The sequence below is a fragment of the Streptomyces sp. NPDC059454 genome, assembly GCF_042749965.1.
Lineage (GTDB): Bacteria > Actinomycetota > Actinomycetes > Streptomycetales > Streptomycetaceae > Streptomyces.
In genome coordinates this window covers 252710-267787 of the sequence record NZ_JBHYVC010000001.1, presented here as the reverse complement: position 1 = coordinate 267787, position 15078 = coordinate 252710, and the positions used below count along the sequence as shown (strand labels likewise).

Below are 15078 nucleotides of genomic sequence, written 5' to 3'. Positions count from 1 at the left end.
ACGAGATCGCTTCCCGTCTGCCGACTGCCTGGGGTGATCCGGTGAGCCTGTCCCGAAACCACGGACGCATGCCTCCGTACGCCCACCTGGAGGGCCTGATCACCCCGGCGGGGGCTACGATCCGGGGCATGGCGCTGAGCGGTCGGGACGTGGATCGGTTCGAGGCCTTCCGGCCCCGGCTGGAGGCCATCGGCTACCGTCTCCTCGGCTCCGCGAGCGAGGCCGAGGACGCCGTGCAGGAGACGTTCCTGCGCTGGCAGGCCGCCGACACCGGCCGCATCGAGGTCCCCGAGGCCTGGCTGACGAAGGTGCTCACCAACCTGTGCCTCAACCAGCTCACCTCGGCCCGCGCCCGGCGCGAGACCTACGTGGGCGAGTGGCTCCCCGAGCCGCTGCTGGCCGGCGACCGGATGCTCGGCCCCGCCGACACCGCCGAACAGCGCGAGTCGGTCTCGTACGCCGTCCTCACCCTGCTGGAACGTCTCACCCCCAACGAGCGGGCGGTGTACGTGCTGCGGGAGGCCTTCGACTACCCGCACCGGGAGATCGCCGCGATCCTCGACCTCACCGAGGCCGCCAGCCAGCAGATCTTCCACCGGGCCAGGAAGCACGTCGCCGAGGGCAAGGCGCGCACCGAGGTCGACGAGGCCGCCGCCCGGAGGGTCGTCGACGAGTTCCTCGCGGCCGCCACCAGCGGCCGGACCGAGCCCCTCGTGCGGCTGCTCACCCAGGACGCTGTCGCGATCGGCGACGGCGGCGGGAAGGTCCCGGCCCGTGCCAAGGCGTTCGAGGGCGCGCTCGCGGTCGCGACGTTCATGCGGGGCCTGTTCAAGCCGGGCAAGGCCAAGCGCGACATCGTGGGCGGGTCGCCCGCCGTCCACGCCACGACCGCCAACGGCGACCCCGCCCTCGTGATGGTCCTCGACGGCCGGGTCGTCGGCATCATGTGCTTCGCGGTCACCCCCGAGGGCATCACCGCGATCCTCAACCAGGTCAACCCCGACAAGCTGGAGCGCGCGACCCGGCTCTGGGCGGCCGCCGACCACGGCGACCCCCTGCTCACCGTCTTCTGACCGTCATGTGATCCACGTCGCACTCCGCTCCTGTCAGGAAACGGTGGGCCGCCCGGTTCAAGGGGCGACCCGCCGAAGAGCCGACGACAGGAGCAGGGAAATGCAGCACCGCATCATCGTCCTCGGAGCCGGATACGCCGGAGCCATCGCCGCCGGCCGCCTGGCCAGGCGGCTGCGCCGCGAGGACGTCGCCATCACCCTCGTCAACGCCGAACCCGACTTCGTCGAGCGCGTCCGGATGCACCAACTCGCGGTGGGCCAGGAGCTCAGGTCCTTCCCCCTCGACGAGATGTTCGCGGGCACCGGCGTGGAACCGAGGCAGGCGACGGTGACGGCCGTGGACGCCGACCGCAGGACGGTCACCGTCACCGACGACACCGGGGGAACCGGGCAACTGACCTACGACACCCTCGTGTACGCCCTCGGCAGCGGCTGGGACACCCAGGGCGTCCCCGGCACGGCCGAACACGCCCACGGGATCGCCGGCCGCCCCGGCGCCCTCCGCCTGCGCGAGCGCCTGGCCGGCCTGGACGCGGGGCGGTCCGTGGTCGTGGTCGGCGGCGGACTCACCGGGCTGGAGGCCGCGGCCGAGATCGCCGAGTCCCGCCCGGACCTCGACGTCTCCCTCGCCACCCGCGGCGACCTCGGCGACCGGCTCTCCGCCAAGGGCCGCAGGCACCTGCGCGAGGTCTTCGGCAGGCTCGGCATCACGGTGCACGAGCAGGCGTCCGTCACCGCAGTCGGGGCCGACCACGTCACCCTCGCCGACGGCCGCTCCCTCCCGGCCGCGGTCACCCTGTGGACCACCGGCTTCGCCGTCCACCCGATCGCCGGGGCCACCACCCTGAAGACCGACGACACGGGCCGGATCGTGGTCGACGGCACCATGCGCTCCCTCTCGCACCCGGACGTGTACGCCGTCGGCGACGCGGCCCTGGTGGAGGGCCCCGGCGACAAGCCGCTGCGGATGTCGTGCGCCTCGGGCGTCCCCACCGCCTGGCAGGCCGCCGACTCCATCGCGGCCCGCCTGACCGGCGGCAAGCTCCCCCACGCGCCGCTGCGCTACTTCAACCAGTGCATCTCGCTGGGCCGCAAGGAGGGCCTGATCCAGTACGTCACCGCGGACGACCGCGCCGTCGAGGCGGCCCTGACCGGACGCCTCGCCGCCCGCTACAAGGAACTGGTCTGCAAGGGCGCGGTCTGGGGCGTGGTCCACCCGACCCTCGGCATCCCGACCCGCACCCGCGGCGTGCTCCGGGAGCCGACCGCCCCGGACCCGACGGTCAGGGCGGCGGCCTGACGCGCACCGGGTTGGACGTGCACCGGGCCGGACGCGCACTGGGTTGGACGTGCACCGGGCCGGACGCGCACCGGGCCGGACGACCCCCGGGCCGGACGCGCACCGGGCCGGACGACCCCCGGCCGGCCGGTGACGAAGCCGTGGCGCGTGGACCGTTCCGGGAGCCGTCGGGCTTGTCGCTCCCGCCTTCACCGCGCCGGTCGCAGGAGCGGACCTGGTCCTCCTCGCCCGGGACCCTTAGAAGGCCGGCCGCCCGGGCCCGCGGCGTGAGGTCGCGCCGCCGGCCGGTGCGTGCTGTCCTGGAACCAGCCGCAGGAGTACACGCCGATGCGCCACAGCCGGACTTCCCTCTCCATGTCCGCCCGGTCGCCCGCGCCGACCGGAGCGGGCGGCGGCCTGCTGCCGGCCAGGGATCTCGCGGCCGCGTGGCTCGTGATCGTCCTGATCGCGGCGCCCGCCTGGGCACTGACGATCGGGCAGGCCCGGGACATGGGGATCGCACCCGGCACGATGGGAATGGCGCTGCCGCTGTTCCTGCTGCTGTGGGTGACGATGACGGCGGCCATGATGCTGCCGTCCATGGCGCCGGTGGCCCTCACCTGGGTGCGGGGGATCGGCCGGCAGTCCTCCGGCCGGAGGCGGACCGTGCGCACCGCCGAGTTCGTGGGCGGGTACCTGCTGGTGTGGACCGCCTTCGGGCTGCTCGCCTACGCGGCCCTCGCCCTCACCGGCGGCCTGGTGGACGACCGTCCGGACGCCGGACGCCGGATCGGCGCGGCGGCCTTCCTGCTCGCCGGCCTGTACCAGCTCGGCCCCCTCAAGAACGTCTGTCTGCGGCACTGCCGCGACCCGATGAGCCACCTGGTGCGCTACGCGGGCTTCCGGCGGCCGGCCCGCGACCTCCGGGTGGGCGTCCATCACGGCGCCTACTGCGTCGGGTGCTGTGCGGGGCTGATGACCGTACTGATCCCGCTCGGCGTGATGAACGTGGCGGCGATGGCCGCGCTCGCCGTGGTGATCTTCGTGGAGAAGCTGTGGTCCCGTGGCCGGCTGCTCGCGTGGGGCGTAGGCGTCGCGTTTCTGGTGCTCGCCGTGCTCGCACTGTTCCAGGACTGGCTGCTGCCGGGGCTCCGAGGGACGATGCCGATGACGGGCGGCATGTGACGCTCCGGCCCCGAGACACGCCTCCTCCCTGCTCAGGACCGCTCCGGCTCCTGGTCAGGACCGCTCCAGTCGAACGGGAAGTGTTTGCTCGACTTCCCCGAGCGTTCCCAGGAGAAGCCGAAGGCGTCGGCGCGGTCGGTGGTGGCCCGCCCCCAGGTGGCGACCTGGCCGGGTCCGACCTCGGCGCCCGGGGCGTTGTGGACCTGGACGCGCGCGCCGTCCGGCGTCGTCGGGCCGGTGAGCGCCTCGGCGGTGGCCGTGACCCGGCCGGGAACCTCGGCCCGCCAGGTGGCGAGGTCCTCGTCGATCTCGACGTGGACGGGGGCGAAGTCCATGCCGCGCATCTCGGGGTGGAACATCTCCCCGAACCGCGCCGGCCATCCGCCCGCCTCACCGCCGAAGATCGCCCCGAGCGCGGCGCGCTGCCGCTCGTCGGCCCGTTCGTCGAGGAAGACCGCGGCGTACGGGTCGGTGTGCGTGCCGGCCCAGGGGTTTCCGGTGAAGGAGCCGAGCATCAGGACGTTGAGACCGTCGAGCCGCACGTCGTCGAAGCTGCCTTCCCGGATGTGCCAGACCAGCACGCCTTCGCAGTCGCCGTAGGTCGGGGGCTGGGCGAACGTGCAGGGACACGGTATGGCGCACTTGCACACGTCGAACCAGTCGCCGGCCAGGTGCCAGCGCGTACCGGTGGTGACCTGAGCTGTCATCGCGCTTCCCTCCTGCCGAGCCCGAAGGGCTCACTCGGAGTGGCGAGACCGTACGTCCCGAGCCCGAGCCCGCGCCCGGGACGACCGGGCGGCCTCCTCTCCAGCTTGCGCCTCATGTCCGGGCAGGGGAACCCCGGTCACGGCGGCGCTCGCGTACGAGGCCCGTCCGGGTGCCCACGCGCGGTGGAGCGGCGTGCCCGGGCCGGCCGCCCGCGCCCCCGCGGTCAGCTCGAACCGGCATCGACGCCGTGGGACGCCTGGTCCGCGGCACGGCGGTACTCGGCGTTGATGCGCTGGGCTTCCTCGAGCTGGTCCTCGAGGATGACGATGCGGCAAGCCGCCTCGATCGGGGTCCCCCTGTCGACGAGCTCGCGGGCGCGGGCGGCGATCCGCAGCTGGTAGCGGGAGTACCGGCGGTGTCCGCCCTCCGAGCGCAGCGGAGTGATCAGACGGGCCTCACCGATGGCCCGGAGGAAGCCGGGGGTGGTGCCGAGCATTTCGGCGGCCCGGCCCATGGTGTACGCGGGGTAGTCGTCGTCGTCCAGACGATTACCGAGTGGAGTGTCTGCTGGCATGTCACCTCGTTGTACAACGCGTCGAGGGGCCCTGGTGCCGTGCGGCACCAGGGCCCCGAAGGAAATTCAACACCATCGGTCGGCCCTCATGCTGTGCCGACCTTCCGTTTCCGCTACCCGGCCCGGTGAGGGCGGGGGTGCGGGGATCGCGGTTGCGTGACCAAAGACCACCATCCGTTCCGGGGTCCTGCGGTACCCGGGCCGAAAGTCTCTCGGTGCCGGGCGATCCTGATGGCGTCTGCTCCTCCGTCCTTTCCTCTGAACCGACCACTGGGTGAAGGGGTACTGCGGTACTGCTACCCGCCAGTTCATGTCTGCCGGGTCTCGCTCGACCATGTCAACAAGAAGAAGACTAACCGTGCTGCACCGCAATGTCTACTCTGGCAAAAGTAGAATTTGGCGTGCAGGTGCCGCAGGTGCCTGTGGTCCGCGGCAGCGGGGGGAGTACGTCGTCGTGGACGGCGGGACGACGGGACGACGACGAGGGCCCCGCCGACGCGCGTCGGCGGGGCCCTCGTGTCTCTCGGCGGCGGTCTTCCGCCCGTCCCCACGCCTCCCGGGAGGCGGTGCCGATGTGTCCGGAGCGGAGCGCGGACACATGCCGGCCCGGTCCCGGCTCCCGACGACACCGGGCCGGGGTCGTCAGGCCCGTGCTCCGGTCGTCCTCGTCGCAGAGGACGAGGTGATCGACACGGGCACCGGCCGTGAGGGACGGAGCCACCTCGGCCGTCCTGGCGTCACGGACCCGGGGCCGGACGCGTCCCCGTAGCCGGACGCGGGGGGCCCGGGGGGTTGCGAGGCCCCCCGGGGCCCCGGGGGCGCGGTGGCGGGGGGGGGCGCCGACCCGCCCCGGGGCGGGCCCGCGCCCCCGCCCCGGCCCGCGCCCCCGGGGGTTGTACTCCCCCCCGGTGGCCCCGCGTCCGAGCGGGTGTCATGGAGGGCCCCCACCGGTGGGGGCCGGTCATGCGATCAGCGCGGCTCTAGGCGGCCGGGCCGAAGTCGGGCCGTCGCTGTGTCCTGCGGCGGCCCTCTTCGCCGGCGGGCCGGCCCTGGCCGGCGCGGCCCCGGCGGCCCCGGCGGCTGCGGGAGGGGGCGGGGGAGGACGCGCCGCGGGGGCGTTCCACCGCCGGCGCGGGGATGACGACCGGGACACCGGAGGGGGCCTGTGCGCCCGTGATGCGGCTCAGCTCCTCCTCGCCCGAACGGACCTGGGTGACCTGGGGGGTGATGCCCGCCGAAACCATCAGCCGGCTCATGTCGCGACGCTGATCGGGGGTCACCAGGGTGACGACGCTGCCGGACTCCCCGGCGCGGGCCGTACGGCCGCCGCGGTGCAGGTAGTCCTTGTGGTCGGTGGGCGGGTCCACGTTGACGACCAGGTCGAGGTTGTCGACGTGGATGCCGCGCGCCGCGACGTTGGTCGCCACCAGCACCGTCACCTCCCCGCTCTTGAACTGGGCCAGGGTCCGCGTGCGCTGCGGCTGGGACTTGCCGCCGTGCAGGGCCGCGGCGCGGACACCGCTGCTCAGGAGGTGCTTGGTCAGCCGGTTCACCGCGTGCTTGGTGTCGAGGAACATGATCACTCGACCGTCCCGCGCCGCGATCTCGGTGGTCGTCCGGTGTTTGTCCGCGTCGTGCACATGGAGTATGTGGTGCTCCATCGTGGTGACCGCGCCGGCGGAGGGATCGACCGAGTGGACGACGGGGTCGTGCAGGTAGTTCCGCACCAGCCGGTCGACGTTGCGGTCCAGGGTGGCCGAGAAGAGCATCCGCTGCCCGTCGGGGCGCACCTGGTCGAGCAGGGCGGTGACCTGGGGCATGAAGCCCATGTCGGCCATCTGGTCGGCCTCGTCGAGGACCGTGATGCCGACGTCGTCCAGCAGGCAGTCGCCCCGCTCGATCAGGTCCTTGAGCCGTCCGGGCGTCGCGACGACCACCTCGGCGCCGGCGCGCAGCGCACCGGCCTGCCTGCCGATGGACATCCCGCCGACGACGGTGGCCGGCCGCAGGCCCACGGAGCGGGCGTACGGAGTGAGCGCGTCGGTGACCTGCTGGGCGAGCTCGCGGGTGGGGACGAGGACGAGGGCGAGCGGCCGCCGCGGTTCGGCACGCCGCCCCGCCGTACGGGCCAGCAGCGCGAGGCCGAAGGCGAGGGTCTTGCCCGAACCCGTGCGGCCACGGCCGAGGACGTCACGACCGGCCAGGGAGTTCGGCAGCGTCGCCGCCTGGATCGGGAACGGCACGGTCACGCCTTCGTGGCCGAGCGTGGCCAGCAACCGTGCGGGCATGTCGAGATCGGCGAACGACTCGACGGCGGGCAGCGCGGGCGTGATCGTCTTCGGCGGCGCGAACTCGCCCTGTACGGCGGTCCGTCCGGCCTGTCGGTTTCCCTGGCCCTTGGAACGGCGCGGGCCACCGGAGCGAGGGGCGCTGGAGCGGGGAGCGCCGGAGCCTCCTCCGGAACGGTCATGGGTGCGGGACGTGCGGGCACGATTCATGCGGAACCTTCCTTGATGGGGCGCGTACCAAGGAATTCCCGCAGCACATGAGGGGCGCAGAGAATCTCGAGACGAGCCGAATTCGATGGGTGCGGCGTCGGGCCGGCGGGGAAAGCGTCACCGGTCGGTGAAGTGGTGGAGCCTTCCCGTCGCACGTCCCGAAACGCAGCGAGCCGGGGCCCGCACTTCAGAGGTGCGGGCCCCAGCTGCGAAGTATGCGTCGCTGCCGGTGTCAGGCGGGGACGATGTTCTCGGCCGTCGGGCCCTTCTGGCCCTGCGCGATGTCGAACGACACCTTCTGGCCTTCCTGCAGCTCACGGAAGCCCTGGGCGGCGATGTTCGAGTAGTGGGCGAAGACGTCGGGGCCGCCGCCGTCCTGCTCGATGAAGCCGAAGCCCTTTTCCGCGTTGAACCACTTCACGGTGCCAGTAGCCATGTCATTTCTCCTTCGGAGGCGGTGTCGGGAATTCACCTTGTGTGAATTCCGTGTCGCCGTGATGATTAACCCGTCGGAAATGAACCTTCTGGCAACCACACCTGCAACTGGTAACGACAGTAGCACGGGGCGATTGGCCCCGCACGGTCGCTAATTCCGCTCCGGTCGACGGCCGGGGAATACGTGCCGTGCCCCGCACCTATTTCTCATGCCGCGGACACAGATATTGCTCTCCGCGGAGCACGGCTTCCTGCCGTGCGCTTCCGTCCGCACCTCTGTGACCTCCGTCGACGGCGGATGTGCCGCCGTCACCGTCGCCGGCGGATCGCCCGACGGCGAACGCCCGAGCACCCGCTGTCGCGACGAAGGTCACATCCACCGCGTCGGCGCGACGGCCGGGATCGCGGTCACCGCGAAGACGCTGTGGAGACGGACGGCGCGAGGCGCACGCCCGCCCCCTGTCCGCCGGGCGCGTGCCGGTGCGGACGGTCCACAGGTCCCGAAAGGGCGAAGAGGGATTCCCGTGCGGCGACCAATCTTGTTGAATCCTGAAGATCCTCACATGGGGGCAAGTTATGAAGATCGTGTGCGGCACGTGACGTGCGGTGGCGGGCGACGGCGCGGCGTCTCGCCCCGCATGTCCGAGGCGTTCGGCTGCCGCTTCCGCGTTTCCCGCCCCCGGGGCCCTCCTGTGGCTGAAGGGGTGTGGCACACGAAGTGAAGTTTCCGTATCAAATGTGAAGGAATCGCGTTCGATGCCATGGATTCCTTCCAGCCCGACGCGGCTTCCGGCGCGCGTCGGCCGGTTCCGGTTGCTTCTTGGGTGGGGGCCCCGTTCATGTCGAGCTTCTTCGACACCGTCTGGTCATGGCTGGCGGACGCCCTCGACAACGCCGTGCCCGGTGACGTCATCCACCTCGCCGGCGGCCGCTACGAGGACAAGTTCACCGCCGAGGCCGCGGGCACCGCCGAGAAGCCGATCTGGGTCTGCGGCGGCCCCGGCGCGGTGATCGACGCCGGTGACATCAAGGGGGGCTACGCCTTCCACCTCGACGGCGCCGACCACTGGCGGCTGGTCGGCTTCACCGTGCGCAACGGCCAGAAGGGCGTGATGGCGGACGAGGTCGAACACGCCGTCATCCAGGGCCTGACGGTGGAACACATCGGTGACGAGGCCATCCACCTGCGCAACTTCAGCTCGGACAACGTCGTACGCGACAACACCGTCCGCGACACCGGACTGCGCAAGCCGAAGTTCGGCGAAGGCGTGTACATCGGCACCGCCGAGTCCAACTGGTGCACGGTCAGCCGGTGCAAGCCGGACAACAGCGACCGCAACGTCGTGAGCGGCAACCACATCAGCGCCGTCACGGGCGAGGCGGTCGACATCAAGGAGGGCACCACCGGCGGCGTCGTCACCGGCCTCGCCGAGGCCCTGGCGTACGACGACCGGATCGGCGGCCGCTTCCTCAAGCCCGGTCTCGGCTTCGGCGGCGGCTGCCTGCCCAAGGACATCCGGACCTTCGCGCACCGTGCCGAGGAACTCGGGGTCGGCCAGGCCGTCGGCTTCCTGCGCGAGGTGGACGACATCAACAAGCGCCGCCGCGCCCGTACCGTCGACCTCGTCCGCGAACTCGCCGGCGGCGACCTCACCGGGGTCCGGGTGACCGCCCTCGGCGCGGCCTTCAAGCCCAACTCCGACGACATCCGCGACGCTCCGGCCCTCGACGTGGCGAGCACCCTGCACCGGCTCGGCGCCCGCGTCACCGTCGTCGACCCGGCCGCCACCGAGAACGCCCGGCGCGGCCACCCGCAGCTCGACTACGGCACCGACGCGATCTCGGCCGCCGCCGGCGCCGACGTCGTCGTCCTGCTCACCGAGTGGAACGAGTTCCGCCAGATAGCCCCGGAGGTCATGGGCGCCGTGGTGAACCACCGCCGCATCGTCGACGGGCGCCACGCCCTCGACCCCGCCCGGTGGCGCGCCGCCGGCTGGGAGTACCGCGCCCTCGGCCGCCCGTGACGAGGCGGCGCGGGAGAGCGGGCGGACCGCCTGGGCGAACGGTCCCGGGGCTCAGCGCACCGGGAAGCCGAAGGAGTAGCCCTGCTCCTTGAGCCAGGGCAGGACGCGGCGCAGCGCTTCGACGCTCTGGGCACGGTCGCCTCCCGCGTCGTGGAAGAGGACCGTCGGCCCATTGGAGATTTCCCGCTGGACGGTGGCGACGATGGCGTCGGCGCCCGGCTGCTCGAAGTCCTTGGTGTCCACGTTCCAGCCCAGCGGGCGCATGCCCCGGGAGGCGACCAGCTCGCGGCTGTAGGGGGTGAAGGCCCCGCCGGGGGCCCGGTAGTACATCGACCGCACGCCCCCGGACGCCTCGATGATCATGCGTTCGGCGTCGAGGATCTCCTTCTTCTGGTAGGCCTCGGACTTCTTGTCCATGGCGGTGTCGTGCGACACCGTGTGGTTGCACAGCCGGTGCCCGGCCGCGACCACTTCCTTCACGAGGTCCGGGTGGGCCTGCGCCTGCGTCCCCGTCACACAGAACGTGGCCTTCACCCCGTACTCCTCGAGTATGTCGAGCACTTGAGGGGTCCACGCGGGGTCGGGACCGTCGTCGACGGTGATGTTGACGCCGCGCGCCCCCTGGTCCGAGGCGTGCACGATGGTCGCCGCGACCGGCTCGGTGGCACTGCCCGGCGTGGCGGGCGCGGTCGCCTTCGGCGACGGGTCGCCCACCACGCCGGCCTGCGCGGTCCACACCGAGGCCCCGACGGCGAGCACTGTCACCCCGAGCGCCGCCCCGACCAGCTTGCCGTACCAGCCGCGCCCGCCACCGTGCCGTGCCATGTCCGTCCCGCCCTCGCGTAGTTGCCGTCGTTCCCCGGTCACCCCGACCACCTGACAGGACGAGGGACGGTGTCCAGGGGATGCGTCCGTTACCGATCACGGACAATGCCGGGGGAGTTCGCGGACAACTCCACGAGCGGCGTGCCCGGGGACGTGCCGGGGCCGGGTCCGGCACGTCCCCGGCACGGGCGCGCGGCCGCGGTCTCGGTGCCGCCGGCGAGGACGCCGGCCACGCGGTGGCAGGAGACCGGGCCGGGCGGCTGGACGGGGTGGCCGATCGGCCCGGCCGGGACGGTGTCCGGTCCGGTGGCGGTCACGGTGGCCCGGTCGGCGACGGCTCGGCGGGAAATCGCCGTTCCGGCGCCCTTTCCGGGACGTCGGGACCACCGCCATCGAGACACCGGTATTTCCGCACTCCATCAGTGAATTATCGATTCGGCTTCGTTTCTCTTTCCCCATCCGCCTCTGCTGGATCTGCCGTCCGACAAGAGTGGTCCGAGTAAGTCGAATTCGCGTCGAATGGTGCGGTCGGCGTCTTTTGGACTTTGTCATCCGGAGGGAACGGGAAAGCGTTTCTCCATCTCTACGATCGAAAGCTATGACCGACCTTTCACGGGAAAACTCCGCCACCCGTGCGCGCTGGCAGACCTGTCTCCGACTTGCCCGCGAACTCCTTCTCGTCGGCCCGGACGACAAGGACCTCAAACTCGGCTTTCTCCACACCCTGATCGACACGGGCCACCTCGGCCCCACCCACCACCCGCGCAAGAAGATCCTGATCATCGGCGCCGGCATCACCGGCCTCGTCGCCGCCCGGCTGCTCAAGGACGCCGGCCACGACGTCACCGTCCTCGAGGCCAACGCAGGCCGCGTCGGCGGACGCATCAAGACCTTCCGCGCCACCGACCACGACCGGCCCTTCGCCGATCCCGCCCAGTACGCCGAGGCCGGCGCCATGCGGCTGCCCGACTTCCATCCGCTCGCCCTCGCCCTCGTCGACAAACTCGGGCTCGGCCGCCGCCAGTTCTACAACGTGGACGTGGACCCCGCCACCGGCAGCGGCCCCGACGTCCCCGTCCCCCCGGTGACGTACACCTCCTTCACCGGCCGGACCTGGACCTACGGCGACGACAGCCCCGACTTCCGCGAACCCGACAAGCGCGGCAACTCCTGGATCCGCGCCAACCGCGTCCAGGTGCGACGGGCCGACTACACCACCGGTCCCGAACGGATCAACGAGGAATTCCACCTCACCGGCGACGAGGTCCGCGCCCCCGTCGTGAAAATGGTCGACGACGCGCTGGAGAGCGTCCGCGACTACTACTCCGACATCGTCGACGGAAAGCGCGTCGACAAACCGTTCGACGAGTGGGTCGAGGGCTGGGCGCGGGTGATCCGCGACTTCGACGGCTACTCGATGGGCGGCTTCCTGCGCGACCACGCCGGGCTCAGCGACGAGGCGGTCGAGGCCGTCGGAACGCTGGAGAACATGTCCTCCCGGCTGCACCTCTCCTTCTTCCACAGCTTCCTCAGCCGCAGCGACATCAACCCCGCCGTCCGCTACTGGGAGATCCCCGGCGGCAGCTGGCGCCTGCCGGACGCCCTCCACCAAGGTCTGCTCGACGAGGTGCGCCTCGGCAAGCGCGTGATCCGCCTGGAGTACCACGACCCCGGCCGCGACACCGGCCCCGAGGGCACCGGCGCCGTCGGTCCCGACGGCTGGGGCGTGGCCGTGCAGACCGTCGCCGAGGACGACCCCCAGGCACCGCCGCAGCTGTGGACCGCGGACCTGGCGATCGTCACCGTCCCGTTCTCCGCGCTGCGCTTCGTGGAGATCGTCCCCTCGATGTCGTACAAGAAGCGCCGCGCGATCATCGAGACGCACTACGACCAGGCCACCAAGGTGCTGCTGGAGTTCAGCCACCGGTGGTGGGAGTTCACCGAGGACGACTGGCGCGACGCACTGGAGGACATCGCACCGGGCCTGTACGCGTACTACCGGCACAGCGCCGGGGCGGACACCGCGCCCCGCGTCACCCTCCCCGATCCGGCCGCCGGCCTGCTCGGCGCCGCGGTCAAGGACAGCGGCGTCACCGAGGAGATGCGCCGGATCGACGGCGCCCTGCCGCTGCGCGGCCCCGCCGTCCGCCCCGCCACCCACTGCTTCGGCGGCGGCTCCGCCGCAGACAACCCGAACCGGTTCATGTACTACCCGTCGCACCGGGTCGAGGGCAGCACCGGCGGCGTCGTCCTCGCCTCGTACTGCTGGTCCGACGACGCCGCGCGCTGGGACTCCATGCCCGACGCCGAGCGCTACGTCTACGCCCTGCGCAACCTCCAGGCCCTGCACGGCCGCCGCATCGAGGTGTTCTTCACCGGCCGGGGCGCCACCCAGTCCTGGGCCCGCGACCCGTACGCCTTCGGCGAGGCCGCCATCTACACCGCCCACCAGATGACCAGCTTCCACCTGGACGTCTCCCGGCCCGAGGGCCCCGTGCACTTCGCCGGGGAGCACACCTCCCTCAAGCACGCCTGGATCGAGGGCGCCCTGGAGAGCGCGGTCCGCGCCGCCGTCGCCGTCCACCAGGCCCCGCCGGTCACCACCCCCGGCCCGGAGCGGGAGGGGCACGCGTCGTGATCGCGGTCAACCCCGGGTACACCGTCGCCCGTTACCTCGCCCTGCGCCTGGCCGAGCTGGGCATCACCCACCTGTTCGGCGTCCCCGGCAACCACCTCGGCCCGTTCCTGACCGCCCTGCGCGCCGAGGGCGACATCGAGTGGGTCGGCACCCCCACCGAGGGCGGCGCCGGCCAGGCCGCCGACGCCTACGCCCGCATCCACGGCATCGGCGCGGCCGCCGTCACCTACGGCGTCGGCGCGTTCAACCTGCTGAACGCCTGCGGCGGCGCCTACGTCGAGCAGGTGCCGCTCGTCGCCGTCAACGCCTCCCCGCCCTACGAGCAGTGGCAGAACCAGCGCGCCCTCGGGCTGCTCACCTCCCACATGAGCCCGCGCACGGAGAGCAACCTGGACGTCTACCGGCAGGTCACCGTGGACGCGCAGGCCATCTCCCACCCGGGCCTCGCCCCCGGACAGATCGACGCCGCGCTCACCGCCTGCCTGACCGAGCGCAGGCCGGTCTACCTGGAGGTCATGGAGGACCTGTGGGACGAGCCCTGCGCCGCACCCGAGGCGCCGATCGTCCCCCGCGAACGGCCGCTCGGCGCCCGCGGCCGCACGATGCTGGACGACGCCGTGCACGCGATCCTCACCCTGGTCGAGGAGCACCCCGGCCCGGACGGCAGGCCGCGCCCGATCGTGTGGGCCGGCGAGGAGACCGAACGGCTCCACCTCGGCGGGCAGCTCACCGGCCTGGTGGAGGCCACCGGGGTGCCGTACTGCACCACCGTCGGCGCCAAGGCCGTCCTCGACGAGGACCAGCCGCAGTTCCACGGCGTCTACAACGGCCGGGCCAGCCATCCGGACGTGCACTGGATCTTCAAGGAGTGGGCCACCTGCCGGATCGGGCTCGGCGCCTGGTCCACGTCGAAGAACCTCGGCGGTGAGCAGTCCGTCGGCACCGACTGGGTGATGGCCGCGCACGGCGGGGTCAGCGTCGGCACCTCCTACTTCCCCGACGTACAGCTCGGACAGCTGCTGCCCGCCCTCCAGGACGCGCTGGTCAAGGCCTACGGCTCCGGCGGGCTGGCCGCCGACTACTACGCCGAGGCCCACGCCCACCACGGAGCGCCCGGGAACCGCCCCGCCACCCTGGAACAGCACCGGGCCGCACTCCGCGTCCCCGGCTCGCTGTCCCGTACGCCCGAACACCTCACCTACGACGGCGTGTTCGATCGGATCAACCACTTCCTGGGCGAGGAGACCCGGGAGGACTGGACGGTCGTCTCCGACGCCGCGTTCTCCCTCATCGGCTCGATGAACCTGTCGCTGCCCGCGGGCGGGTTCCTGTCCCAGGTCAGCTGGCTGTCCATCGGCTGGTCGGTCGGCGCGGCGACCGGTGCCGCGCTCGCGCCCGAGCGCGCGCCCGCCCGTCCGATGGTGTTCGTCGGCGACGGCGCCTTCCAGGAGACCTGCCAGGAGATCTCCACCCACACCCGGCTCGGCCTGCGGTCGGTGGTGTTCGTCATGGACAACGGGCACTTCTACGGCATCGAGCAGATGCTGGTCCACCCGTCCTACTACGCCGGACACGACCGGCTGGAGCCGGACTTCTACAACGTCCTCCACCCGTGGCACTACGACCGCCTCGCGGACGTGTTCGCCGGCCGGGACACCCCGGCGCACGGGGTCCACGTCACGGACACCGCGGAGCTGGACGCCCTGCTGTCCCGTCTCACCGACCCCGCCGACCCGGTCAACGCCGGACCTCTGCTGGTCCGCGTCCGCCTGCACCGGCACGACTACCCGCGGGCGATGGCGTACAAGGTGCCGAAGCCCGGCACGACCGCCTGACGGG

Annotated in this window: 11 protein-coding genes; 6 read left to right on the top strand and 5 right to left on the bottom strand. The window is 72.1% G+C overall.

All coding sequences use genetic code 11. The features are described from left to right. Positions 1 to 128: 128 nt before the first annotated feature. The 3 genes from ACFXAE_RS01260 to ACFXAE_RS01250 all read left to right on the top strand — a co-directional run bounded on the left by ACFXAE_RS01260 (position 129) and on the right by ACFXAE_RS01250 (position 3537). Positions 129 to 1073, top strand: a complete 945-nt coding sequence (locus ACFXAE_RS01260) for an RNA polymerase sigma-70 factor (RefSeq protein WP_384706381.1) — start codon at positions 129 to 131, stop codon at positions 1071 to 1073. A 100-nt stretch (positions 1074 to 1173) separates the two neighbouring features. Continuing rightward, a complete protein-coding gene (locus ACFXAE_RS01255; protein WP_384706379.1) occupies positions 1174 to 2373 on the top strand; it encodes an NAD(P)/FAD-dependent oxidoreductase in 1200 nt (399 codons plus the stop codon). A 327-nt stretch (positions 2374 to 2700) separates the two neighbouring features. After that, positions 2701 to 3537: a DUF2182 domain-containing protein gene (locus ACFXAE_RS01250; protein WP_384706377.1), complete on the top strand. Its 837-nt coding sequence runs from the start codon at positions 2701 to 2703 to the stop codon at positions 3535 to 3537. 32 nt (positions 3538 to 3569) lie between these two features. Here the strand turns inward: ACFXAE_RS01250 and ACFXAE_RS01245 are convergent, their stop codons facing one another. The 4 genes from ACFXAE_RS01245 to ACFXAE_RS01230 all read right to left on the bottom strand — a co-directional run bounded on the left by ACFXAE_RS01245 (position 3570) and on the right by ACFXAE_RS01230 (position 7753). Then, a complete protein-coding gene (locus tag ACFXAE_RS01245; protein WP_384706375.1) occupies positions 3570 to 4244 on the bottom strand; it encodes a DUF1326 domain-containing protein in 675 nt (224 codons plus the stop codon). Between the two features lie 224 nt (positions 4245 to 4468). After that, positions 4469 to 4819, bottom strand: a complete 351-nt coding sequence (locus ACFXAE_RS01240) for a helix-turn-helix domain-containing protein (RefSeq protein ID WP_384706373.1) — start codon at positions 4817 to 4819, stop codon at positions 4469 to 4471. 980 nt (positions 4820 to 5799) lie between these two features. Next, positions 5800 to 7317 carry a DEAD/DEAH box helicase gene (locus ACFXAE_RS01235; protein ID WP_384706372.1) on the bottom strand — a complete coding sequence of 506 codons (1518 nt, stop codon included), beginning with the start codon at positions 7315 to 7317 and terminating at the stop codon, positions 5800 to 5802. Between the two features lie 232 nt (positions 7318 to 7549). Next, complete coding sequence (locus ACFXAE_RS01230) at positions 7550 to 7753, bottom strand: cold-shock protein (protein WP_030939356.1); 204 nt, start codon at positions 7751 to 7753, stop codon at positions 7550 to 7552. Between the two features lie 838 nt (positions 7754 to 8591). Here ACFXAE_RS01230 and ACFXAE_RS01225 point away from each other — a divergent pair. Then, complete coding sequence (locus ACFXAE_RS01225) at positions 8592 to 9776, top strand: UDP binding domain-containing protein (RefSeq protein ID WP_384706370.1); 1185 nt, start codon at positions 8592 to 8594, stop codon at positions 9774 to 9776. A gap of 51 nt (positions 9777 to 9827) precedes the next feature. Here the strand turns inward: ACFXAE_RS01225 and ACFXAE_RS01220 are convergent, their stop codons facing one another. Next, positions 9828 to 10601 (bottom strand): polysaccharide deacetylase family protein, encoded by a 774-nt coding sequence (locus tag ACFXAE_RS01220; RefSeq protein WP_384706458.1) that lies wholly within the window; start codon positions 10599 to 10601, stop codon positions 9828 to 9830. Positions 10602 to 11199: 598 nt separating this feature from the next. Here ACFXAE_RS01220 and ACFXAE_RS01215 point away from each other — a divergent pair. Both ACFXAE_RS01215 and ACFXAE_RS01210 read left to right on the top strand, forming a co-directional pair. Next, on the top strand, positions 11200 to 13239 hold the full coding sequence (locus ACFXAE_RS01215) for an FAD-dependent oxidoreductase (protein ID WP_384706368.1): 2040 nt from the start codon (positions 11200 to 11202) through the stop codon (positions 13237 to 13239). Continuing rightward, the gene (locus ACFXAE_RS01210) at positions 13236 to 15074 is read left to right on the top strand and encodes a thiamine pyrophosphate-binding protein (RefSeq protein WP_384706366.1); all 1839 of its coding nucleotides are present in this window, start codon (positions 13236 to 13238) and stop codon (positions 15072 to 15074) included. The genes ACFXAE_RS01215 and ACFXAE_RS01210 overlap by 4 nt, the downstream gene beginning before the upstream one ends. Positions 15075 to 15078 lie beyond the last annotated feature (4 nt).